This window comes from Pseudomonas sp. LBUM1641 (assembly GCF_059716235.1).
This window is the reverse complement of the sequence record NZ_CP166815.1, coordinates 5,863,256-5,883,321: the sequence shown is the minus strand read 5'-3', so window position 1 is coordinate 5,883,321 and position 20,066 is coordinate 5,863,256. Positions and strand designations below refer to the sequence as shown.

Here is a 20,066-nt window from a genome sequence, read left to right as displayed (position 1 = left end):
CACAATGGTCGGTTTTCAGCCCAGGCGGGCGGCCAACCAGTCACCAATATCGTGTATCTCCTGGGGTAACACTTCGTGGCCCATTGGGTATTCCTGCCATGCAACGGTGACACCGCGCGACTTCAAATGCTCATAGGCGCTGCGGCCCATGGCGTTCTGCACCACGTCGTCGTATTGGCCATGCAGGCACAGCGCCGGAATCCGCTGTTGGCTGGCCGACAATTCAAGTTCATCACCGAAGGTTGGAGCGTAGGTGGAAAGGGCAATCACGCCACCCAAGGCGCCCTGCCATTTCAGGAAAGCGGTGTGGAACACCACGGCACCGCCCTGGGAAAAGCCGGCGAGGAAAATCCGCGAGGCGTCTATCCCGCTGCTTTTTTGTTCCTTGATCAGGTCAGTGACCATTTTTGCCGAGGCTTCCAGTTCCTCAACGCTGATTGAGCGCGCCGGACTCATGGCCTTGATGTCGTACCAGCTGGGCATCTCATAGCCGCCATTAATGGTCACCGGGCGTGTCGGCGCCTGGGGCAGGACAAAGCGCGTAGACAGGAGTTTTTCCTGTAGGGCTTCGGCCACCGGCAGGAAGTCGTAGCGATCGGCACCCAGGCCATGCAACCAGATTACGCAGGCGTCTGCGGGCTTGGCGGGCTGAAGAATCAAGGGTTCGGTCATGTCTGCTCCATAAATGTGCGTGCGCTCCGATTGAGTGCGTCGGAACGGTGCGCGACGAGTTGATCTGTTAAGAGAATGTCGCAAGATTGAATCTTTTGCTCTTGACCATGGGCTGAAACGACTCAGCCACCAGTCTGGTACGGGGCTTGCTATGAGAAACCCGATGTCAAGGCTCACCCCAGGCGGTAACACTATCAGTGACTGACGCCTGGGGGATAGCAACTGGACTTAAAGCAAAAACCTCATGCTGTTTGACCCCAAAAAAAGCCAACACGGGTCGATGTCGCCTCATAAGGGTGCGGTGGGGTTCTAGCTCCGACACAACAAGAGCAAAACTGGAGGTTTGAATGAAGGTATTGAAATCCACCCTGGCCATCGTGACCGCGGCTGCCGTATTGGGTGTCAGTGGTTTTGCCCAGGCTGGCGCCACTCTGGATGCCGTGCAGAAGAAAGGCTTTGTGCAGTGTGGCGTGAGCGACGGTCTGCCAGGCTTCTCGGTGCCGGACGCCAGTGGCAAGATCCTCGGGATCGACGCTGACGTATGCCGTGCTGTTGCCGCTGCCGTATTCGGCGACGCAACCAAGGTCAAATTCAGCCAGTTGAATGCCAAGGAGCGTTTCACCGCGCTTCAGTCTGGCGAAGTCGACATCCTGTCGCGTAACACCACCATGACCAGCTCCCGCGACGCCGGCATGGGCCTGAAATTCCCGGGCTTCATCACCTACTACGACGGTGTTGGCTTCCTGGTTAACAACAAGCTTGGCGTTAAAAGCGCCAAGGAACTGGACGGTGCAACCATCTGCATCCAGGCCGGTACCACCACCGAGCTGAACGTTTCCGACTACTTCCGCGCCAACAACCTGAAGTACACCCCGATCACGTTCGACACCTCCGATGAAAGCGCCAAGTCGCTGGAATCCGGGCGTTGCGACGTACTGACCTCCGACAAGTCCCAACTGTTTGCCCAGCGCAGCAAGTTGGCCTCGCCGAAGGACTACGTGGTGTTGCCGGAAACCATTTCCAAGGAACCACTGGGCCCTGTCGTGCGTAACGGCGACGACGAGTGGCTGGCCATCGTGCGCTGGGTTGGCTACGCCATGCTCAACGCTGAAGAAGCCGGCATCACTTCGAAAAACGTCGAAGCTGAAGCCAAATCCACCAAGAACCCGGACGTAGCCCGTCTGCTGGGTGCTGATGGCGAATACGGCAAAGACCTGAAAGTGAAGAAGGACTGGGTCGTACAGATCGTCAAGCAAGTGGGTAACTACGGTGAAGTGTTCGAGAAAAACCTCGGCAAAAGCACTCCGCTGGAAATCGACCGTGGCCTGAACGCGCTGTGGAACAACGGCGGCATTCAATACGCACCACCTGTGCGCTGATCGCTGATGGTTCTATCACCCGGTGGGCCAACCGCCGGGTGATGTTCTGTTCCATTATTCCTGGGGCACTTAATGCAAAATCAAATCGGCGCACCAAAACAGAAGCTCAGCTTCAGTGATCCAAAAGTGCGTGCGTGGCTATTCCAGATCATCACGATTGTGGCGGTGGTCTCGTTGGGCTGGTACCTGTTCAACAACACGCAAACCAACCTTCAACACCGGGGCATTACCTCGGGTTTCGACTTTCTTGAGCGCAGTGCCGGCTTCGGCATCGCTCAGCACCTGATCGACTACACCGAATCGGACAGCTATGCCCGGGTCTTTGTGATCGGTCTGCTCAACACCTTGCTGGTGACCGTGATCGGTGTGGTCCTGGCGACCATCCTCGGGTTCATCATCGGCGTGGCGCGCTTGTCGCCCAACTGGATGATCAACAAGCTGGCGACCGTGTATGTGGAAGTGTTCCGCAACATTCCGCCGCTGCTGCAAATCCTGTTCTGGTACTTCGCGGTATTCCTGACGATGCCGGGGCCGCGTAACAGCCACAACTTCGGCGACACCTTCTTCGTCAGCAGCCGTGGCCTGAACATGCCTGCCGCGTTGGCGGCGGACGGCTTCTGGCCGTTTGTGATGAGCGTTGCAGTGGCGATTATCGCCATCGTTCTGATGACCCGTTGGGCCAACAAACGCTTTGAAGCCACCGGTGTTCCGTTCCATAAGTTCAGGGCCGGCCTGGCGCTGTTGGTGGTGATCCCGGCACTGTGCGCACTGGTTTTCGGCGCGCCGCTGCACTGGGAACTGCCGAAGCTGCAAGGCTTCAACTTCGTGGGCGGCTGGGTGTTGATTCCCGAATTGCTGGCGCTGACCCTGGCCTTGACCGTGTACACCGCGGCGTTCATCGCCGAGATCGTGCGTTCTGGCATCAAGTCCGTCAGCCACGGCCAGACTGAAGCGGCGCGCTCCCTCGGGCTGCGCAACGGTCCGACCCTGCGCAAAGTGATCATCCCGCAAGCCCTGCGCGTGATCATCCCGCCGCTGACCAGCCAATACCTCAACCTGGCGAAAAACTCGTCACTGGCCGCCGGTATCGGTTACCCGGAAATGGTTTCGCTGTTTGCCGGCACGGTGCTCAACCAGACCGGCCAGGCCATCGAAGTCATTGCCATCACCATGAGCGTGTACCTGGCGATCAGCATCAGCATTTCCCTGCTGATGAACTGGTACAACAAGCGCATTGCGCTGATCGAGCGGTGAGGAAACGCCCATGAGTTCTCATATTTTCAAACCTGACATGCCACCCCCCAACAAGGTCTTCGGGCCGATGGCGTGGATGCGTGCCAACCTGTTTTCCAGCTGGCTCAACACCCTGCTGACGTTGCTGGCGTTCTACCTGATCTACCTGATAGTGCCGCCGATCCTCAGCTGGGCGATCTTCGATGCAAACTGGGTGGGCACTACCCGCGCCGACTGCACCAAGGAAGGCGCCTGCTGGGTGTTTATCCAACAGCGTTTCGGGCAATTCATGTACGGCTACTACCCCGGCGACCTGCGCTGGCGCGTGGACCTGACCGTGTGGCTGGCCATCGTTGGCGTGGCGCCGTTGTTCATCTCGCGCTTCACCCGCAAGGCGGTCTACGGCCTGAGCTTTTTGGTGGTGTACCCGATCGTTGCCTACTTCCTGCTCCACGGCGGGATCTTCGGCATGACCAACGTGGCCACCAGCCAATGGGGCGGCTTGATGCTGACCCTGGTGATCGCTACCGTCGGCATTGCCGGGGCCTTGCCGCTGGGAATTGTGCTGGCGCTGGGTCGGCGTTCGAACATGCCGGCGATTCGTGTGGTGTGCGTGACCTTCATCGAGTTCTGGCGCGGTGTGCCGTTGATCACGGTGTTGTTCATGTCGTCGGTGATGTTGCCGTTGTTCCTGCCGGAAGGCATGGGCATCGACAAACTGCTGCGGGCCTTGATCGGCGTGATCCTGTTCCAGTCGGCCTACGTGGCCGAAGTGGTGCGCGGTGGTTTGCAGGCGATTCCCAAGGGGCAGTACGAAGCCGCCGCCGCGATGGGCCTGGGTTACTGGCGCAGCATGGGCCTGGTGATTTTGCCCCAGGCGCTGAAGATGGTGATCCCGGGCATCGTCAACACGTTTATCGCGTTGTTCAAGGACACCAGCCTTGTGATCATCATCGGCCTGTTCGACCTGCTCAACAGCGTCAAGCAAGCCGCCGCCGACCCGAAATGGTTGGGCATGGCCACTGAAGGCTACGTGTTCGCCGCCCTGGTGTTCTGGATTTTCTGTTTTGGTATGTCCCGCTATTCCATTCATTTGGAACACAAGCTGGACACAGGCCACAAGCGTTAGGAGTTTTGTGATGAGTGAAGCGATCAAACAGCCTGTGAGCCCTGAAGGCATTATTCAGATGCAGGGCGTCAACAAGTGGTACGGCCAGTTCCACGTGTTGAAAGACATCAACCTGAACGTCAAGCAGGGCGAGCGTATCGTGCTGTGCGGCCCGTCGGGTTCCGGCAAGTCCACCACCATCCGCTGCCTCAACCGTCTGGAAGAGCACCAGCAGGGCCGCATCGTGGTCGATGGTGTGGAACTGACCAATGACCTCAAGCAGATCGAAGCGATCCGCCGTGAAGTCGGCATGGTGTTCCAGCACTTCAATCTGTTCCCGCACCTGACCATCCTGCAGAACTGCACGCTGGCACCGATGTGGGTCCGCAAGATGCCCAAGCGCAAGGCCGAAGAAATTGCCATGCACTACCTGGAGCGCGTGCGTATTCCGGAGCAGGCCCACAAGTTTCCGGGCCAACTCTCCGGCGGTCAGCAACAGCGCGTGGCGATTGCCCGTGCGCTGTGCATGAAGCCGAAAATCATGCTGTTCGATGAGCCGACCTCGGCACTCGATCCGGAGATGGTGAAAGAGGTGCTGGACACCATGATCGGCCTGGCGGAAGACGGCATGACCATGCTTTGCGTAACCCACGAAATGGGGTTTGCGCGCACCGTGGCCAACCGCGTGATCTTCATGGACAAGGGCGAGATCGTTGAACAGGCGGCGCCGAATGACTTCTTCGACAACCCGCAGAATGATCGGACCAAGTTGTTCTTGAGCCAGATTCTGCATTGATCCATCGGTAATACTTGAAACAATAAACCCGGCCTGGTGCCGGGTTTATTTTTGCCTGTCTAGGAGGCGTTGAGGGCTTCTTGCGTTTTGTTGTTGATGGTGTAGGTGAAGGCGTTGCGCAGGTCTGCGCCTTCGGCCAGTTCTTTGGCGTCGGTTAGCAGGTGGGGGTAACGGTCCAGCAGGCGCATCAGCACCATTAATGGTTTGGGCGGCGCTATTTCACCGCGTTCGTAACGTGAGAATGCGTTGTGGCCGCCACCGGAGAGCGATCCCACGGTTTCTTTTTGCGTAAGGTGCAGCTTGCGGCGGATACGCTTCAGTTCGGCGCCCATCATCCCTCGGGCGGCGTGAAGCAGATCATCACCAGCCTTGGCGTGGCGTTCGCAGCTATCGGGGTCGTACATGCCGTCCTCGCACACCTGACACTCCCAGCCCGAAAGATCATCAATGCGCCGCTCCATGCCTTTTACGCGCATGGTTTCGCTGCGCCCTTCAAAACGCGTCATGGCGTCGGGGGCACCGCAGATGAAGCAATGTTGGGTGTTCATAGGTTCATCCCTTTGAAGGAGATCACCGGAGGATTGCTGCCGGAGCAGTAAGTCACCTTGATGTAAATCTCCAGACCGTGTGAATGGGTGTGATAGACGTCATGCCAGATCCGATGATCCGCATAAGTGGTCATCGACTTGTACAACATCCTGTTTTGCAGTTCGAAAACAACCGCCTGCATCTCAGAGAGATCAAGGTCGAGCGCCTCTGCGGTTGTCTTTGCCGCACGTGTGAAAGCCTTGGCACCTAGCCGCCTGACATCCGCCTTTATCACCGCCAAATCGTAATGAGGTGTGTACTTTTCCATAAGACACCTAAGTCCAATAATTACCCTATAAGGGTAATTTTACTAATCGAAAATACTGCTCCTTTGCCTGCCCAAGAACCCTAGTGCGTTGCCTTTGTAGGCAACTCCGAATAGGCTGTAGGAAAATTCATCCTATGATTGGATGAAAGGACGAAATCCATGACCGACATCGCCCCTCTGATCAAACGCTCCCTCGTGGATCAAGCCCTCGAACAGTTGCGCCGACGCATCACCCAAGGCGTATGGGCCATCGGCGAGCGCCTGCCCACCGAGCCCGAGTTGTCTGCCGAGTTGGGCATCAGCCGCAACACCGTGCGCGAAGCCATGCGCGTATTGGCGTTCTCCGGATTGATCGAGATCCGCCAGGGCGACGGCAGCTATTTGCGCTCCATGACTGACCCGCTGGGCGCCATGAAAGCCTTGTCTCACTGCACCCTGGCACAGGCCCAGGAGACGCGGCAGATTCTTGAAGTCGAGGCCATCGGCCTGGCTGCCTTGCGCCGTACCGATGAAGACTTGGTCGCCTTGCGCGCGGCGCTGAGAACCAGCGGCGACCATTACCACGGTGATCTTGAGCACTACATCAGCTGCGACCTGGTGTTCCACAAACGCCTGGTGGATGCGGCTCACAACCCGGCCTTGAGCGAGCTGTACCAGTACTTTTCCAGCATCGTCGGCGCGCAACTGCGCCAGACCCTGAATATCCAGCCGCGCCGGCAAGCGGTGTTCGACCTGCACGGCGCCTTGCTCGATGCCGTGGAACAACAGGACCCGGAACGTGCCAAGGCGCTTTCCCGGCAGTTGATCAATGAACCTTGAATCCGAGATCCCCATGTCCCGTTCAGAAAACGCCCTTGAAGAACTGCTGATCGACGCCGAAGCCGATGACGATGAAGTCCAGCACAGCCCGCCGGTGGTGAGTCGCCCGTGGCTGTTGCTGCTGGGCCTGATCCTGGTGGCGTTGAACCTGCGCCCGGCGCTGTCGAGCATGGCGCCGCTGCTCGCTGAGGTCTCCCATAGCCTGGGTCTCTCGGCCGCCAAGGCCGGGTTGCTGACGACGCTGCCGGTGTTGTGCCTGGGCCTGTTCGCGCCGCTGGCTCCGATCCTGGCCCGGCGCTTTGGCGCCGAGCGCGTGGTGTTGGGGATTCTGCTGACCCTGGCCTGCGGGATCATCCTGCGCAGTTCATTCGGTGAAGCCGGGCTGTTCGCCGGCAGCCTGCTGGCGGGCGCGAGCATCGGCATCATCGGTGTGCTGTTGCCCGGTATCGTCAAACGCGACTTCGCCAAACAGGCCGGTACCATGACCGGCGTGTACACCATGGCGTTGTGCCTGGGCGCCGCGCTGGCGGCCGGCGCCACGGTGCCGCTCAGCCATTACTTCGGCGACAGCTGGAATATCGGCCTGGGTTTCTGGATTCTCCCTGCGCTGGTCGCGGCGCTGTTCTGGCTGCCACAAGTCGGCCAGAAGCACGGCGCCCACCAAGTTGCCTATCGGGTGAAAGGTCTGCTGCGTGACCCGCTGGCCTGGCAGGTGACCTTGTACATGGGCCTGCAATCGTCACTGGCCTACATCGTGTTTGGCTGGTTGCCGTCGATCCTGATCGGCCGTGGCCTGACCGCGACCCAGGCGGGCCTGGTACTTTCTGGTTCGGTGATTGTGCAGTTGGCCAGTTCCCTGGCTGCTCCCTGGCTGGCTACCCGCGGCAAGGACCAGCGCCTGGCCATTGTGGTGGTGATGGTGCTGACGCTGGGTGGGCTGTTCGGTTGCCTCTATGCACCGCTGGACGGTTTGTGGGGCTGGGCGATTCTGCTGGGCCTGGGCCAGGGCGGCACCTTCAGCCTGGCACTGACCTTGATCGTGCTGCGTTCACGGGACTCCCATGTGGCCGCCAACCTGTCGAGCATGGCCCAGGGTATCGGCTATACCCTGGCGTCCATGGGGCCGTTCGCGGTAGGGCTGGTGCATGACTGGACCGGCGGCTGGAACGCCACCGGCTGGATTTTCGCGGTGATCGGCCTGGGCGCGATCATTGCCGGCCTGGGCGCAGGGCGCGCCCTGTATGTCGGCGTCACCAGTGAAAAATCTAGAGGTAGATGACCTCCAGGGTACTGGAGCCATCCATGGTGATCTCGCTGCTCAGGTCCAGGTTCTGCTTGGCGGCGATGACCGTCTCAATCTTCACCCGACTGCTGAGAAACTTGATGGCCGCCGGCCCTGTGGTGCTCCCGGCCTGATCAGTAAACCCCAGGTAGCTGCGCGCGCCGATATCAATCGGGTTGCTGTTGGCGCTGCGCCAGGCCGATCCGCCAGTGGTGGATTCGGTGCCATAGACTTCCAGCAAAGGGCTGGCCTCGGTTTGCGTCGGGTCGAAGCTCAGGGAATAGAGCCCGATCTTGTTGCCACTTTTATCCAGGCCCAGGCCGTAGAAAATCTCGCTGTTGACGTTCGCCGTGCCGTCTCGGTTATCGCGCATGCGCAGGGCAAAGCGACTGTTGCCGTTGCAGTCGACGGTCACGTCCAGGTACTGGATCGGCAGGCGGGTGCCGCGATCAAGGTTCAAGTCTTTCTGGGAAATCTTGCCGTAGTCGATCAGGCCATTACTCGATAGCAGCGGTGTGCAGGCGGTCGGGGAGAGCAAGCCCTCGACGGTCAGGTTGATGGTGGAGGCACCCAGTGCCACGGTGCTCAAACCCAGTGTCGATACTGTCGCGAGCGGGATCAGGAAGCGCTTCATGGAAAAGTCCTCTAGAGGTATTTGATTTCGATCGTGCCTGAGCCGTCGAGCAGTACGTCGGTGCTCAGGTCCAGGTTATTGGTGGGCGCCAGAATCGCCCTGACACTCACTTGGCCACTCAAATGGGTGATGGCCGAAGGCCCCTTGTGGCTGCCCGGGATGTCGGTGAAGCCCAGCCAGCTGTTTTGGCCAATGGGGATCGGGTACGCGTTGGAACTGCTCCAGGCCACACCGCCAGTGGTGGAGTCGGTGCGATAGAGGGTGGGCAGGGTATCGGCCTGCATATCGAAAGGGTCGAAATACAGAAAGTAGCGGCCGATCTTGTTGCGGCTGTTGTCCACACCCAGGCCGTAGGCTGTCTCGTCGGTGCCGCCCGTGGCAGAGCCTCTGCGGTTGTCGTGCATAAGCAGGGCGAATTGCGTGGGGCCGTCACAGCCAATGCCCAGGGTCAGGTTGCGGGAAGCCAGCGCCGTGTCGCGGTCGGCATTCAGGCTTTTGGCCCACATGCGGCCATAGTCGATTACGCCGCCGTTGGACAGGTTGATTTCGCAGGCCGCCGGGGCGAAATGGGCGTTCAGGGTCATCTCCCGTGCGCGGCCGGTGGCCACCGCGTCAAACAATCCGGAAGCTTCCCAGGTCACGGCGTCGCGCACTTGGGTGGCATCTCCCAACGCCCAGGCACTGACCCGCAGTTGTACCGAAAAGCTGCTGCCACGAGCCGGCAAGCCGTCGCGTAACGGCGCAATCGCCTGGTCCGCGAGCCAGTCCAGCAGGTTGGCGCGGGTGCCAGGTGGTTGCCCCGGGCCGGAGATCAAACCCAACTCCACCGCCTGCCCGTCGAGCACGCCATCGCTTGCTTGCACGGCATAGCTGCCACGGTCACTGAAACGAAAACGTTCGCTGCCGACGGCGGCCAGTGCTCGGTAAAAAATGCTCATGTCCGTGGGCTGCGCGCAGTTGAGATTCAGGCTCAGGTACCGCTCCCCCAACTGGATTTCACGGCTGGCAGGACTGTGGATGACCCGGTTCATCAGGCCGAAGTCCAGGTGTGACTCGCTCAGGGTCAACTGGCAATCGTCCGCCAGTGCCTGGGCCTGGTGGGAGCCAAGCAAGGCCAGCACGCAGATACGGGGTAAGTGCTTCATCGCAGGTTCCTCATGGCGTCAGGCACTGAGCCGCAACGGTCTCGAAATACACCTGGGGATCGGTTTTTTGTTCCAGGCTGAAGTGCAGTTCACAACGCTTGATGCCGGGGCCCTTGACCCACAGGCGGCGCGGATCCGATACGTTGGGCAGGAACACTTGGCTGCCTTCCTGCACCAGCGTTACAAACTCGCCATCGGCCGTGCTCACCGTGGCTCCACGCGGCAGTGGTTGCCCCTGTGGCGTAGTAACTGTCAACAATGCCCGGCGGGTAACGGCCACGCCGAACTCAACCCTGTCCACGGCGCCTCGCCCAGCGGAAATGACCGCCAGACCATTGCTGATGTCGGCATTGCGCGGCAGCGAACGGGTTTGCACCTCCACTGCGCTACGCCCGTAGGCCGCTACTTGCGAGACCACCGCCTGGCCCAGCCCGTCGGTCCACACCGGGCCACTGGGTGTGCTGAGCTTGATCCCGGCCATGTCCCCCACCGATACCAGTGCGAAGGTGTCGCGCACCGGATAAGGTGAAAAGGTCAGGCCGTCGCCGTGGGCGACGATGGCGCCACGGGCACCGCCCTGGTAACTCGAGCGCTCGGCGTCGGAGCGGCTGTAGTTAAGGTCGAGCTGGCTGTAGCGCGGCAGATAGGACACTCCCAGCGTGGACTCCACTTGCTGGTCGCGGCTGTCATGTTCGGCGCTGACCCGGTAACTCAGTTGGTCGTTGACCTGTTCACTCAAGCCCACGCCGACGCGGTGTTCACCCCCGGAATTACGCATCCAGGTCCGGCCCCTGCGGGTTTCTCCCAGGGGCACGCTGAGGGTCAGGTACACCGCGTTGTCGTCATTTTGGCGGCCGCTGACTTGCCATTCCGCACTGGCCGACACCGACACGCCCCGTACACTGGTGCCCCAGGAGGCCAGGGCCCGGCTACTGTTATCGCCGTTGAAGGTGCTGGTGCGTGAAACTCCCGCGTTGAATGCGCCGAGCCACGGGTGCGCCCATCCCAGGGACAGGCTTTGTTGGTCGCGGTAGCGCGAGCGCCGACCGTTGTCGTCCTCACGGTAGTCATAGGCAGTGTCTTCCAACTCGCGGTAACCCGGCGTGCGGTGGGAGGTACCCGCGGTGATCGACCATTGCTGGCCCAGGCGTTGGGACAACGACAGGTCGGTCTGTAGCCCACGCACGTTTTCCCGGCCGCTGGCGTCGGCCAGTTGAGTGGCCAGTTGCAGTTGGCCATCCGCCCACGGCAACCAGCCCAGGCTGGCGCCGGTGGAGCGATAATCCTCCGCCATCAAGGCGCCGGCACCCACGCTGACCAGCGGGTTCAACGCGCCGCTCCACCCGGCACTGACCACCCATGGATCGTCACCTTCAGTTTGGCCGATATTGCGCACACGCCCGGCGCCTACCGAGTAACCCGGAGCCGCCAGCCCGCTGCCGAGCATCGCGGCGGGCACCGTGAACCGGCGCTGTTCGCCGGTGCTTTCCTTGACGGTGACCTCGACATCCGAGCGCGTATTCAGGCGCCGCACATCCGTCAGTGAGAACGGCCCCGCAGGCACGACGGTTGAATGAATCAACGCGCCGTTCTGCCGCACCTCAACCTGGGCCGGGCTGTTGGCGATGCCGGCGATGGTCGCGCCTTGTGCCTGATCCTGCAGGGCCTGTTCGGTGAACACTTGAACCCCGGTGATCTGAGCAGTGGACAGCACCGGGTTGTAGAGCGTTACTTGCCCGGCCTGCAACACCGCCTGCTGCGCAGCAAAGGTGCGCTGGGCGTAGGCTTCCAGGTGGGTGGTACGCGAGCGCTGTTCTTGCCAGGTTTGCACTTGGCGGCTGCGCACGATCCAGTCGCCGGCGTTAAAGCCGACTTCCGTATTGGCCGAACCGAAACGGCTGCTGTCGTCACCGTAGCGGTTGTAGAGCCCGGTCACGTCGTAGTTGAGCAGGCCGGCAAAACCACCCGTTTGGTAGCCAGACAGCTCGCGTTGTCGCGGGCGCAATGCCTCGGTGGGTACTAATAGTGAAACGCTGAGGCTCGCCGGGTCCTGTTCGATGACGGTTTGCGGGTATTCGCCAAGAAAGTCATGGCAGCCCGTGCTTGCCAGCGGTGCAGGCACCACCAGGTTCGCAGTGTCCAGCAATGGCCGATCGAAGCACAGCGTGCCCTGGTTGTCGAAGCGCACATCCACCCGGCCGCGCCGTTGACCATTGACGTTCAGGCTCACGGCATGAACGCCGCTGGTATAACGCGGCGCATCCAGCAGCAAGTACGCCAGTTCAGGGTCGATGCCTCGCTGCTGCAGAGTTTGCGGGTCAAAGGATTGTCCGGCGGGCGCAGCCTCGGCCCACGAGGACGTAAACAATAGGACCAACGCTGGTTTCAGGGCGATCCAGGCCAATTGTCTGGAACGCAGGTGTGGAGAAAAACCGCCCACGGCTTTGCCGTCACGGTCGGGAGTTACTGTGTTCACGAGAAGGCACTCGGGTTATGGAAGATGGCCTGTGCAGGCGGTCTTCCCGGTGACGGTCTGGGCAGTCACTTCGTTATAGGTGCGTGGTGGTTTCAGCGTTGCGTAGCGATATTGATCGGCGCTTCGAATGCCGCCACCGCAAAGCCATAAACCGTCGCCGGTTGAATGCGTACCGAGGTGGCGACCTTGTCCGGAGCCGGCACGCTCAGGGTTTCACCAGGCAGGATGTAGGTTCGCGGCAGCACGGCCTTGTCATTGCCCGGCAACAATTGCAGTTCCTGCGCCATGCGCACCACATATTTGCTGTCGTTCAATACCCGTAACTGGCCATTGTCCAGGGACCAGGTCAGGCCCTTCCACGGGGTGCGATTTGGCGCCAAGCCCTTGGGATGAAGAATCACCGGCAGGTTCTGGCGTACCGTCACGCCTACTCGTGCATGCCCGGCCTCGGCAGGCGTGCGGTCCTTGGGCATGCCTTCGAAGATCACCCGTTTCAGGCGCTGGGTTTGCAGGGGTTTCTGGTTCTGCAGGATAAACCGCACCAGCTGGCTTTTATCCGCTTCGACCCGCGCCAGGGGAGGGGTCACAAACAGCAACGGTTCGAGGTCTTCGGGCAGGTCTTCGAGGGTGACGTGCAGCAGCGCGAGCTTGTTGTCGGTGTTGGTCACCGACACAGACGCTTCACCTTCTTCTTCATAGACAATCACCACCGAGGTGTCGGGCACCATGCCATCGGCCCGGGCCTGGGTGCTCAACAGCCAGGCAAGAGCGCCGAGGCTGCCGAGGATCCGGCATAACGTTGAGTACGTTTTCATGAGGTGCATCCTGATTGAGTGCAGGGCGGTTACAGGTAACGCAAATCCAGGACCAATGAGCCATCGAGCGGCACCTCGTGTTTGAGGGTCAAACGGTGTGCCGGGTTGATAACGGTGTTGGCGCGGATGCGGGTGGTCAGTTCCACGATGTGTTCGGGCAGCGGGCGACCTGGCCGGGAAAAAGCCATCAAGGCCCTGGGGTGAATCGCCTCTTGCGCGGTCCAGGTGGCGCCCTGGTTGGTCGAGGCCATTGATTGCATCGGCTGGGTGTCGGCCAGGGCATTTTCGAACGCCAGCGAGACCCAGCCCAAGTGCTCGTCGGGAGCGTGGGTGTTCTTGCCCAAGCCAAACGCAGTACCGGGTGCAGGTGATGAGTCTGCTCGATCGTCGATGCCCACCAAGGCAAACAGCATGGGGGCAGTGCAGTGGATTTCCAGGTCCAGCCATTGAGTAGGCAGGGCGGTGGGCGTGCCTGGGTTCAGGCCATGGGCGGCGATCTTGCCGTGGTCGATCACACCGTTGCCGGACAGGGTGGCAGTGCAGGAACTGGGAGTGACCAGGCCCGAGACGGTCATGTCGGTGGCGGTGTCGGCGAATACCGTGGAGCCGGTGTTGAGCAGTAACAGCGTCGCGAAAGCGCGTAGGTGTTTGTTCATCATTCGGTCTTCAGTGCGGTCGGTATGAAGAGCGAACGTCGCCTGGATGCGACGTCGCCGTGATGCACGTCCATGGCTTGGGTTACAGGTACTTGACTTCGAACGTGGCGGAGCCGTCGATTTTATGTTCGTCGCTCAAGTCCAGGCTGTCGACGCGGGCGATAAAACCCCAGATATTCACGTCAGTGGTCACGTTGACGATCGGGATCGGTAGCCAGACGCCCGATGAGCGATCACCAAAGGCTGCGAGCGAAGACGGGGGGATTTCGCTGGACCCGTCTTGCCATGTGGCGCCGTTGTCGATCGATTCCAGAACTTGAGTCGCGCCGGTCTCGGTGACGGGGTTTGCCAGTGCAACCATGTAATTGCCCAGCTTCTGGTCGTTGTTGATCAACCCCAGGCCGTACGTACGAGTGGAGGGGCCGGAGGCGGAGCCTGCACGATTGTCGGTGCCTTTGATTGCAAACAGCGTTGCACCGTCGCACTCGATAACCATCTGCAAGGTGGTCATCGGCAAGGGCGTCTGTGTGGTCAGGTTCAGATCCTTGGCCGACAGCTTGCCGTAGTCCACAACACCGCTGCCAGACAGGCTCGGCGTACAGGCATTGGGAGTAATTTTCCCGGTGACGGAGAGGTCCACCGTGGATGCTGCGAGAGCTTGCGCGCAAGTGCCCAGCAGTAGCGTGGCGATCACGGCGTTAAGCGTGCTGTTCATGGCTGCAAGGTTCCTTTGGATTGAATCCAGATGACGTGGATTACAGGTACTTCATTTGCAAGGTGGCGTGGCCGTCCAGAGGGATTTCATCCAGTACAGTCAGGCGGTCGGCACCGTCGATCATGGTGTACAGACTCAGGTCAGCGGTGAACCGGGTCACGGCAATCGGTACCAGGCTGTTGCCGGCGGCGCCGATCGCAGTGAGCGACGTGTGGCCGAGGAACACCGAAGGGCGCCAGGTGATGCCACCATCGCTTGAGACCAGTGTCTTGGCGGGCGCGTCGTCGGCCACGGCGTTGTAGAGGCCGAACCCGGTGCTGCCCAGTTTTTCGTCGTCTGGCGTCATGCCCAAGCCGTGCCAGTTCTCGTTGATCGCTGAAGTACCGGCGCGGTTATCGATGGTGCTGAACGCCAGCAGCGTCTTCTGGTTGCACTCGATGCGCAGTTGCAGTGTCTGGCGCGGCAGCGAGGTGGGTTTGTCGGCGGATAAATCCTTGGCCGTCATCTTTCCGTAATCCACTACACCCCCACCGGAGATCGTGGGGTCGCAGGCATTGGGCGTGATGGTGCCCTTGACGGCGAGGTCGGTACTGCTGGCGGCAAATACGGCCGGGGCAAGCAGCAGGGTGGCGAGAAAGACAACGGGCGAGGAATTCATCAACTGTTTGGCCTATGCATTTTCAAGAACGGGTTGGGGTACTTACAGGTAAATCACTTCAATGGTGGCCGAGCCGTCGATGTTGACTTCTTCGCTCAGGTCCAGGCCGTCGGTGCGGCTGATGAAGCCTTGGTACTTGATGTCGGTGATCAGCTCTTCGGTCGGGCGCGGGGTGGTGTCCCCTACGGTGGACACAGAGAGCATCAGTTGGTCTTCAAAGCTGTTGTAACGCTCCCAGGTGGTACCGCCATCGAACGACGCAATGGCTTGCACGGCCTCGTCGTCGGCCACCGGGGCAACCATGTTCAGGCTGTAGCCGCCCAGGGATTTGCCATTGTTGGTGCCGAGGCCGAAGTAAATACCTGTTCCCGACTCACGTCGGTTGTCGGTGGCCTTCAGGGCGAAAGGAGTCGCTGCATCGCAGGTCACGATCATTTGCAGCGTTTGTGGCGGGAGTAAGGTGATCTTGTCAGTGTTGAGGTCCTTGGCCGATATCTTGCCGTGATCAATCACGCCGCCGCTGGACAGGGTCGGGTTGCAGGCGTTCGGCGTAATGATGCCCTTGACGGTGAGGTCGACGGTGCTGGCGGCAAAAACCGATGAGGTGCCAGTGATCAATAGGGCGCCGGTCAGTGCAATCAGGTGCTTGTTCATGTTGTGTTGTCTCGGTGTGGTAACTGACGGATGCGCCTTGCCGCAGCGACCCAGCGAATAAAGGCTGGCGCGGTTCGGGTTCGGTCAGTGTCGGTGTATGACCGCCAGGTGAAGTGGCGGGGTTGCCCTCTTGGGGTGGGACGCAATTTAGCGCTGGGGGGAAGGCGGGGAAATACAAGAATTACGACAATCCTTTTGTGCTCAAGCTGACATACGTCAAGTGGGAATTGGCGTAGCGTAGTGTAGGAAAAACTGCCTTTTTCGTAGTTCTTGTATCGTCGAGATGGCACTCATATGGGTAGTTTGATTCGGTAACGGGCGTCACGTGGGTGGGTTGAGAATCACCGCTGAGCGCGCCCTCAACTGACGACCTGCCAGGGTCAGCCGATGAACCTGGTAAGTCGGCACCGATATCGAGGTGGCCATGACGCCAAGCGTATTTGCTGACGACGGCCCAAAGCAGCAAACGGTGCCATGGCGCAGTCCCCCTGCTCATTGGAAGCATTTGAGCGTATTGATCGTCGAGGACCATCAGGCCTACCGCGCCCTGATGGGCTGGTTCCTGCAAAAATTCGAAGTCGATCACGAGTTGGTGTGCAATGGGCAGGCCGCGTTGACGGCCATCGCCATTCGGCATTTCGACCTGGTGATCAGCGATTGCCGCATGCCGGTGCTGGATGGCTACAGCATGGCCCGTGAGATCAGGCGGCGTGAGGCCGCGCACAACCGCCCGCGTGTGCCGATCATTGCCTTGACCGCCAAGCTCTCAACAGATGATGCCCGGCGCTGCCTGGAGGCCGGCATGGATGCCTGGCTGCTCAAGCCGCTGACCCTGGAGCAATTGCGCGAGGTGCTCGAGCAGTGGCTGCCTCAGCCGCTGGGCGCATGTGCGAGCCCGCGCTCCGGCTCACTCCCTGGGGCGGCGTGGCCCACCCGCGCCGAGTTGGTCAAGACATTTGGTGATGAAGAGGTGCTGAACCAGATGTTATGCACCCTGGTGCTGGAGGCCGAGGCAGATTACGCAGGCCTGGTGAATGCCTGCCGTATCCTCGACCGCCACGCGATGATCGATTGCCTGCACCGCCTGACGGGAAGCCTGGCATTTTTTGGCAGCACAGACCTTGATCGCCGGGCTGCGCGACTGATCGAGCAGGTGCGTGATCAAGGCATTCGGCGCAACTGGCGGGCGCTGAAACAGTTCGACCAGGACCTGATGGTGTATCTGCGCTATTTGACAGATTTATGACACTTCCAGCGATCTTGTAGGAGGTGTTACTTAGTTGAGTAGTATTAGTTTGTAAGTTGTTTCCTTTTTTATTGTGGGCAAAAAATCATCTACTTAATAACACGGGTCTCAAGTAAAAACCGCTCTCCGGCGGGCAGTTGTTGCACGGGGCTTACGGGGTTATTTTGCGAAGATCATTTTGCCATCACTCATGGGTTTATATGCTTCGCGTAATAATTGCTGACGATCATCCTATTGTGCGTATAGGACAAAAGGTGGTTATCGAGGCCAACGGCAAGTGCAAAGTAGTTGGGGAGGCCAATGGGCCCGATGAGCTGCTTAGGGTACTGGGCAGCACTCCCTGCGACGTGCTGGTGACCGATTTCGCCATGCCGGGCGGGCAGCAGGCAGACGGTTACGTATTGCTGGGCTTGCTGCGGCGCCAGTATCCCGGGTTGCCGGTCATCCTGGTGACGATGTTTGCCAATATCGCAACGCTGCGCGCCTCGTTCGCCGAGGGCGCCAAAGCCATTGTCGCCAAGAGCGCCTCCGCCCGGGAGCTGCCCACGGCGATCAAGGTGGTCAGTGAGGGCAAGACCTTTGTCAGTGAGTGCTTGCGGGCGCAGCTGGTGCAGGCCGGCACGGGTGACCAGTCACAAACCCCGCAACTGTCCGGCAAGGAGCGGGAAGTGGTGCGGATGCTGGCCAGCGGGCTGACGGTCAGCCAGATTGCCGCCCGGGTCAATCGCAGCATATCGACCATCAGCAAGCAGAAGAGCACCGCGATGAATCGGCTGTGCATCTCCACCGATGTCGACTTGTTCGCCTATGCTCGCAACAGCGGAATGGTTCCCTGAAACCTGTGGGATGAGATATTCCTGGCGTTGATGCCAGTAGTGTTCCCGGGCCTTGGGGATTATCGTACCGGCCATCCCAACCCCTTTTGCGGAACCTGCCCATGAGCGACGCCCATAATGCCCTGATCACCGAGTTCTACAGCGCCTTCCAGCGCCTGGATGCCGAGGCCATGAGCGCCTGCTACACCGACGACGTGGTGTTCAGCGACCCGGCGTTCGGCGAGCTGCGTGGCCGTGATGCCGGTGATATGTGGCGGATGCTGACCACCCGGGCCAAGGATTTTTCCCTGACCTTCGACAGTGTACGCAGCGATGAAATCACCGGCAGCGCCCATTGGGTGGCGACCTACCTGTTCACCGCCACCGGCAACACCGTGGTCAACGATATCCGGGCGCGCTTTGTGTTTCGTGACGGCAAGATCTGCGAGCATCACGACCACTTTGACCTGTGGCGCTGGTCGCGCCAGGCGTTGGGCACCAAAGGGCTGTTGCTGGGCTGGACGCCGCTGGTGAAAAACGCCGTACGCGCCCAGGCATTGAAAGGGCTCAAAGCGTTCCAGGCCCGTGGCGAGGGGGCTTGAGAAAGGTAATTGCGGCCTTTCAGAAGGACCGCGATTGCTGATTAGGGCCGCTTCGCGGCCCAACGGGGGGCAAGCCCCCTCGCCACAGGACGTGGAGGCATTGATAAGATGCGTGTTCTTCTCTTGTGGTGTCGGAACGGATTGTGAATAGCGCTTCTGAATGTGTGCCTGTCGAAGCCAAACCGTGGTTTGTCTACCTGGTACGTGCCGCCAATGGCTCGCTCTATTGCGGGATCAGCAACGACCCGGTGCGCCGCTTCGCGATGCACCAGAGCGGCAAAGGCGCACGGTTTTTTCTCTCAAGCCCCGCCGTGGAGCTGGTGTATACCGAAGCGTGTGCGAGCAAAAGCGAGGCGTTGCGCCAGGAACGGCTGATCAAGAAACTCAAGAAAAGCGCCAAGGAATGCCTGGCGGCTACAGGCCCATCACGCTGACTGATGGGTTCCCATCACGCCAATCAGCGGTTGGGCGCGCTAAGCTGAGCATCCACTTGTTTAGCGGAGTCCAGCATGTCCGAGTTGATTCTTCACCATTACCCGACATCCCCGTTCGCCGAAAAAGCGCGCCTGCTGCTGGGCTTCAAAAGCTTGTCCTGGCGCTCGGTGCACATCTCGCCAGTGATGCCCAAGCCTGACCTGACCGCGCTCACCGGCGGCTATCGCAAGACGCCGGTTTTGCAGGTGGGCGCGGACATCTATTGCGATACCGCGTTGATTGCCCGGCGCCTTGAACAGGAGAAATCCACGCCGGCACTGTTCCCGCTCGGCCAGGAAGCGATCACCCGCGCCTTCGCCGCCTGGGCCGACTCGGTGGTGTTCGCCCATGCCGTCAGCCTGGTGTTCCAGCCGGAGTCGGTGGCCGTGCGTTTTGCCAAGCTGCCGCCGGAAGCGATCAAGGCGTTCATCGCTGACCGCACTGCCTTGTTCAGCGGTGGTTCGGCGACCCGCATCCCGGCGGAACTGGCACGCCACCAATGGCCGGCGATCATGGCGCGGCTGGAGCAACAGTTGCAGCGCGAATCGGGGGATTTCCTGTTTGGCGAGCCGTCGATTGCCGACTTCTCCCTGGCCCATCCACTCTGGTTCCTCAAGGCCACGCCGGTGACGGCGCCGTTGGTGGACGCTTATCCGGCCGTTTCGGCCTGGCTGGGCCGGGTGTTCGGTTTTGGCCATGGCACCTCCAGCGACATGAGTTCGGAACAGGCGCTGGAGGTGGCCCGCAACGCGGCACCGGCCGCCTTGCCTGAAGAGTTGTTCGTCGACCCGAACGGCTTCAAGGCGGGCCAGCAGGTGACTATCTCTGCGACCGATTACGGCGTTGACCCAGTGGCCGGGGAACTGCTGTTTACCGGGAGTGAAGAGCTGATTCTGCGGCGCACCGACGAACGCGGCGGCAGCGTGCATGTGCACTTCCCACGCTTCGGGTTCCGCATCCAACCCCAAATCCTGTAGGAGCGAGCTTGCTCGCGAAAAACCAGAAAGCGCAGTTGGGTGTCAGGTTCCCAG

Annotated in this window: 22 protein-coding genes; 11 read left to right on the top strand and 11 right to left on the bottom strand. The window is 60.4% G+C overall.

Translation table 11 applies throughout. The features are described from left to right. Positions 1–15: 15 nt before the first annotated feature. Positions 16–672: an alpha/beta hydrolase gene (locus tag ACA046_RS27065; protein ID WP_003216319.1), complete on the bottom strand. Its 657-nt coding sequence runs from the start codon at positions 670–672 to the stop codon at positions 16–18. 347 nt (positions 673–1,019) lie between these two features. Between ACA046_RS27065 and ACA046_RS27060 the strand changes: the two genes are divergently transcribed. The 4 genes from ACA046_RS27060 to ACA046_RS27045 all read left to right on the top strand — a co-directional run bounded on the left by ACA046_RS27060 (position 1,020) and on the right by ACA046_RS27045 (position 5,188). Next, positions 1,020–2,051: an amino acid ABC transporter substrate-binding protein gene (locus tag ACA046_RS27060; protein WP_076015685.1), complete on the top strand. Its 1,032-nt coding sequence runs from the start codon at positions 1,020–1,022 to the stop codon at positions 2,049–2,051. A gap of 72 nt (positions 2,052–2,123) precedes the next feature. Beyond that, positions 2,124–3,305 carry an amino acid ABC transporter permease gene (locus ACA046_RS27055; RefSeq protein ID WP_497675323.1) on the top strand — a complete coding sequence of 394 codons (1,182 nt, stop codon included), beginning with the start codon at positions 2,124–2,126 and terminating at the stop codon, positions 3,303–3,305. A gap of 10 nt (positions 3,306–3,315) precedes the next feature. Then, complete coding sequence (locus tag ACA046_RS27050) at positions 3,316–4,413, top strand: amino acid ABC transporter permease (RefSeq protein WP_497675322.1); 1,098 nt, start codon at positions 3,316–3,318, stop codon at positions 4,411–4,413. 10 nt (positions 4,414–4,423) lie between these two features. Then, positions 4,424–5,188 (top strand): amino acid ABC transporter ATP-binding protein, encoded by a 765-nt coding sequence (locus ACA046_RS27045; protein WP_003171943.1) that lies wholly within the window; start codon positions 4,424–4,426, stop codon positions 5,186–5,188. Positions 5,189–5,247: 59 nt separating this feature from the next. On the opposite strand, the gene ACA046_RS27040 is transcribed toward ACA046_RS27045, so the two are convergent. Both ACA046_RS27040 and ACA046_RS27035 read right to left on the bottom strand, forming a co-directional pair. Then, on the bottom strand, positions 5,248–5,736 hold the full coding sequence (locus tag ACA046_RS27040) for a type II toxin-antitoxin system MqsA family antitoxin (protein WP_459023653.1): 489 nt from the start codon (positions 5,734–5,736) through the stop codon (positions 5,248–5,250). Beyond that, a complete protein-coding gene (locus ACA046_RS27035; protein ID WP_497675321.1) occupies positions 5,733–6,044 on the bottom strand; it encodes a type II toxin-antitoxin system MqsR family toxin in 312 nt (103 codons plus the stop codon). Before ACA046_RS27035 ends, ACA046_RS27040 begins: the two co-directional genes overlap by 4 nt. A gap of 159 nt (positions 6,045–6,203) precedes the next feature. Between ACA046_RS27035 and ACA046_RS27030 the strand changes: the two genes are divergently transcribed. Together ACA046_RS27030 and ACA046_RS27025 are read left to right on the top strand one after the other, a co-directional pair. Beyond that, complete coding sequence (locus tag ACA046_RS27030; RefSeq protein WP_497675320.1) at positions 6,204–6,863, top strand: FadR/GntR family transcriptional regulator; 660 nt, start codon at positions 6,204–6,206, stop codon at positions 6,861–6,863. After that, positions 6,853–8,142: a CynX/NimT family MFS transporter gene (locus tag ACA046_RS27025; protein ID WP_076015681.1), complete on the top strand. Its 1,290-nt coding sequence runs from the start codon at positions 6,853–6,855 to the stop codon at positions 8,140–8,142. The genes ACA046_RS27030 and ACA046_RS27025 overlap by 11 nt, the downstream gene beginning before the upstream one ends. Here ACA046_RS27025 and ACA046_RS27020 read toward each other — a convergent pair. From ACA046_RS27020 to ACA046_RS26985, 8 genes are all read right to left on the bottom strand, one after another. After that, entirely contained in the window at positions 8,129–8,779 is a 651-nt protein-coding gene (locus ACA046_RS27020) for a DUF1120 domain-containing protein (RefSeq protein ID WP_459023645.1), read from the bottom strand. The genes ACA046_RS27025 and ACA046_RS27020 overlap by 14 nt on opposite strands. Before the next feature lie 11 nt (positions 8,780–8,790). Beyond that, complete coding sequence (locus ACA046_RS27015; protein ID WP_459023643.1) at positions 8,791–9,924, bottom strand: DUF1120 domain-containing protein; 1,134 nt, start codon at positions 9,922–9,924, stop codon at positions 8,791–8,793. A 10-nt stretch (positions 9,925–9,934) separates the two neighbouring features. After that, complete coding sequence (locus ACA046_RS27010; protein WP_497675319.1) at positions 9,935–12,400, bottom strand: fimbria/pilus outer membrane usher protein; 2,466 nt, start codon at positions 12,398–12,400, stop codon at positions 9,935–9,937. 92 nt (positions 12,401–12,492) lie between these two features. Then, entirely contained in the window at positions 12,493–13,215 is a 723-nt protein-coding gene (locus tag ACA046_RS27005; RefSeq protein ID WP_459023640.1) for a fimbria/pilus chaperone family protein, read from the bottom strand. 29 nt (positions 13,216–13,244) lie between these two features. Further along, positions 13,245–13,874, bottom strand: a complete 630-nt coding sequence (locus ACA046_RS27000; RefSeq protein WP_497675318.1) for a DUF1120 domain-containing protein — start codon at positions 13,872–13,874, stop codon at positions 13,245–13,247. A gap of 79 nt (positions 13,875–13,953) precedes the next feature. After that, positions 13,954–14,586 (bottom strand): DUF1120 domain-containing protein, encoded by a 633-nt coding sequence (locus ACA046_RS26995; protein WP_459023636.1) that lies wholly within the window; start codon positions 14,584–14,586, stop codon positions 13,954–13,956. A 40-nt stretch (positions 14,587–14,626) separates the two neighbouring features. After that, on the bottom strand, positions 14,627–15,244 hold the full coding sequence (locus ACA046_RS26990; protein WP_459023634.1) for a DUF1120 domain-containing protein: 618 nt from the start codon (positions 15,242–15,244) through the stop codon (positions 14,627–14,629). A 42-nt stretch (positions 15,245–15,286) separates the two neighbouring features. Beyond that, on the bottom strand, positions 15,287–15,898 hold the full coding sequence (locus tag ACA046_RS26985) for a DUF1120 domain-containing protein (RefSeq protein WP_459023632.1): 612 nt from the start codon (positions 15,896–15,898) through the stop codon (positions 15,287–15,289). 424 nt (positions 15,899–16,322) lie between these two features. Here ACA046_RS26985 and ACA046_RS26980 point away from each other — a divergent pair, with 424 nt between their 5' ends. From ACA046_RS26980 to ACA046_RS26960, 5 genes are all read left to right on the top strand, one after another. Then, positions 16,323–17,144 (top strand): response regulator, encoded by an 822-nt coding sequence (locus ACA046_RS26980; protein ID WP_497675317.1) that lies wholly within the window; start codon positions 16,323–16,325, stop codon positions 17,142–17,144. Positions 17,145–17,344: 200 nt separating this feature from the next. Further along, on the top strand, positions 17,345–17,980 hold the full coding sequence (locus ACA046_RS26975; protein ID WP_459023628.1) for a response regulator: 636 nt from the start codon (positions 17,345–17,347) through the stop codon (positions 17,978–17,980). A 101-nt stretch (positions 17,981–18,081) separates the two neighbouring features. Further along, complete coding sequence (locus ACA046_RS26970; protein WP_497675316.1) at positions 18,082–18,561, top strand: nuclear transport factor 2 family protein; 480 nt, start codon at positions 18,082–18,084, stop codon at positions 18,559–18,561. Positions 18,562–18,704: 143 nt separating this feature from the next. Beyond that, positions 18,705–18,995 carry a GIY-YIG nuclease family protein gene (locus ACA046_RS26965; RefSeq protein ID WP_497675315.1) on the top strand — a complete coding sequence of 97 codons (291 nt, stop codon included), beginning with the start codon at positions 18,705–18,707 and terminating at the stop codon, positions 18,993–18,995. A 75-nt stretch (positions 18,996–19,070) separates the two neighbouring features. Beyond that, positions 19,071–20,012, top strand: coding sequence for a glutathione S-transferase family protein (locus ACA046_RS26960; protein WP_497675314.1), 942 nt, complete (start codon positions 19,071–19,073; stop codon positions 20,010–20,012). Positions 20,013–20,066 lie beyond the last annotated feature (54 nt).

Bases quoted from the DNA above. Each gene is read 5' to 3' on its own strand.
- ACA046_RS27005 (WP_459023640.1), bottom strand. From the start codon at position 13,215: ATGAAAACGTACTCAACGTTATGCCGGATCCTCGGCAGCCTCGGCGCT.
- ACA046_RS27065 (WP_003216319.1), bottom strand. From the start codon at position 672: ATGACCGAACCCTTGATTCTTCAGCCCGCCAAGCCCGCAGACGCCTGC.
- ACA046_RS26975 (WP_459023628.1), top strand. From the start codon at position 17,345: ATGCTTCGCGTAATAATTGCTGACGATCATCCTATTGTGCGTATAGGA.
- ACA046_RS27020 (WP_459023645.1), bottom strand. From the start codon at position 8,779: ATGAAGCGCTTCCTGATCCCGCTCGCGACAGTATCGACACTGGGTTTG.
- ACA046_RS27000 (WP_497675318.1), bottom strand. From the start codon at position 13,874: ATGATGAACAAACACCTACGCGCTTTCGCGACGCTGTTACTGCTCAAC.
- ACA046_RS26980 (WP_497675317.1), top strand. From the start codon at position 16,323: ATGACGCCAAGCGTATTTGCTGACGACGGCCCAAAGCAGCAAACGGTG.
- ACA046_RS26985 (WP_459023632.1), bottom strand. From the start codon at position 15,898: ATGAACAAGCACCTGATTGCACTGACCGGCGCCCTATTGATCACTGGC.
- ACA046_RS27015 (WP_459023643.1), bottom strand. From the start codon at position 9,924: ATGAAGCACTTACCCCGTATCTGCGTGCTGGCCTTGCTTGGCTCCCAC.
- ACA046_RS27045 (WP_003171943.1), top strand. From the start codon at position 4,424: ATGAGTGAAGCGATCAAACAGCCTGTGAGCCCTGAAGGCATTATTCAG.
- ACA046_RS26960 (WP_497675314.1), top strand. From the start codon at position 19,071: ATGTCCGAGTTGATTCTTCACCATTACCCGACATCCCCGTTCGCCGAA.
- ACA046_RS27025 (WP_076015681.1), top strand. From the start codon at position 6,853: ATGAACCTTGAATCCGAGATCCCCATGTCCCGTTCAGAAAACGCCCTT.
- ACA046_RS27030 (WP_497675320.1), top strand. From the start codon at position 6,204: ATGACCGACATCGCCCCTCTGATCAAACGCTCCCTCGTGGATCAAGCC.
- ACA046_RS26990 (WP_459023634.1), bottom strand. From the start codon at position 15,244: ATGAATTCCTCGCCCGTTGTCTTTCTCGCCACCCTGCTGCTTGCCCCG.
- ACA046_RS27060 (WP_076015685.1), top strand. From the start codon at position 1,020: ATGAAGGTATTGAAATCCACCCTGGCCATCGTGACCGCGGCTGCCGTA.
- ACA046_RS26995 (WP_459023636.1), bottom strand. From the start codon at position 14,586: ATGAACAGCACGCTTAACGCCGTGATCGCCACGCTACTGCTGGGCACT.
- ACA046_RS27055 (WP_497675323.1), top strand. From the start codon at position 2,124: ATGCAAAATCAAATCGGCGCACCAAAACAGAAGCTCAGCTTCAGTGAT.
- ACA046_RS26970 (WP_497675316.1), top strand. From the start codon at position 18,082: ATGAGCGACGCCCATAATGCCCTGATCACCGAGTTCTACAGCGCCTTC.
- ACA046_RS27035 (WP_497675321.1), bottom strand. From the start codon at position 6,044: ATGGAAAAGTACACACCTCATTACGATTTGGCGGTGATAAAGGCGGAT.
- ACA046_RS27050 (WP_497675322.1), top strand. From the start codon at position 3,316: ATGAGTTCTCATATTTTCAAACCTGACATGCCACCCCCCAACAAGGTC.
- ACA046_RS27040 (WP_459023653.1), bottom strand. From the start codon at position 5,736: ATGAACACCCAACATTGCTTCATCTGCGGTGCCCCCGACGCCATGACG.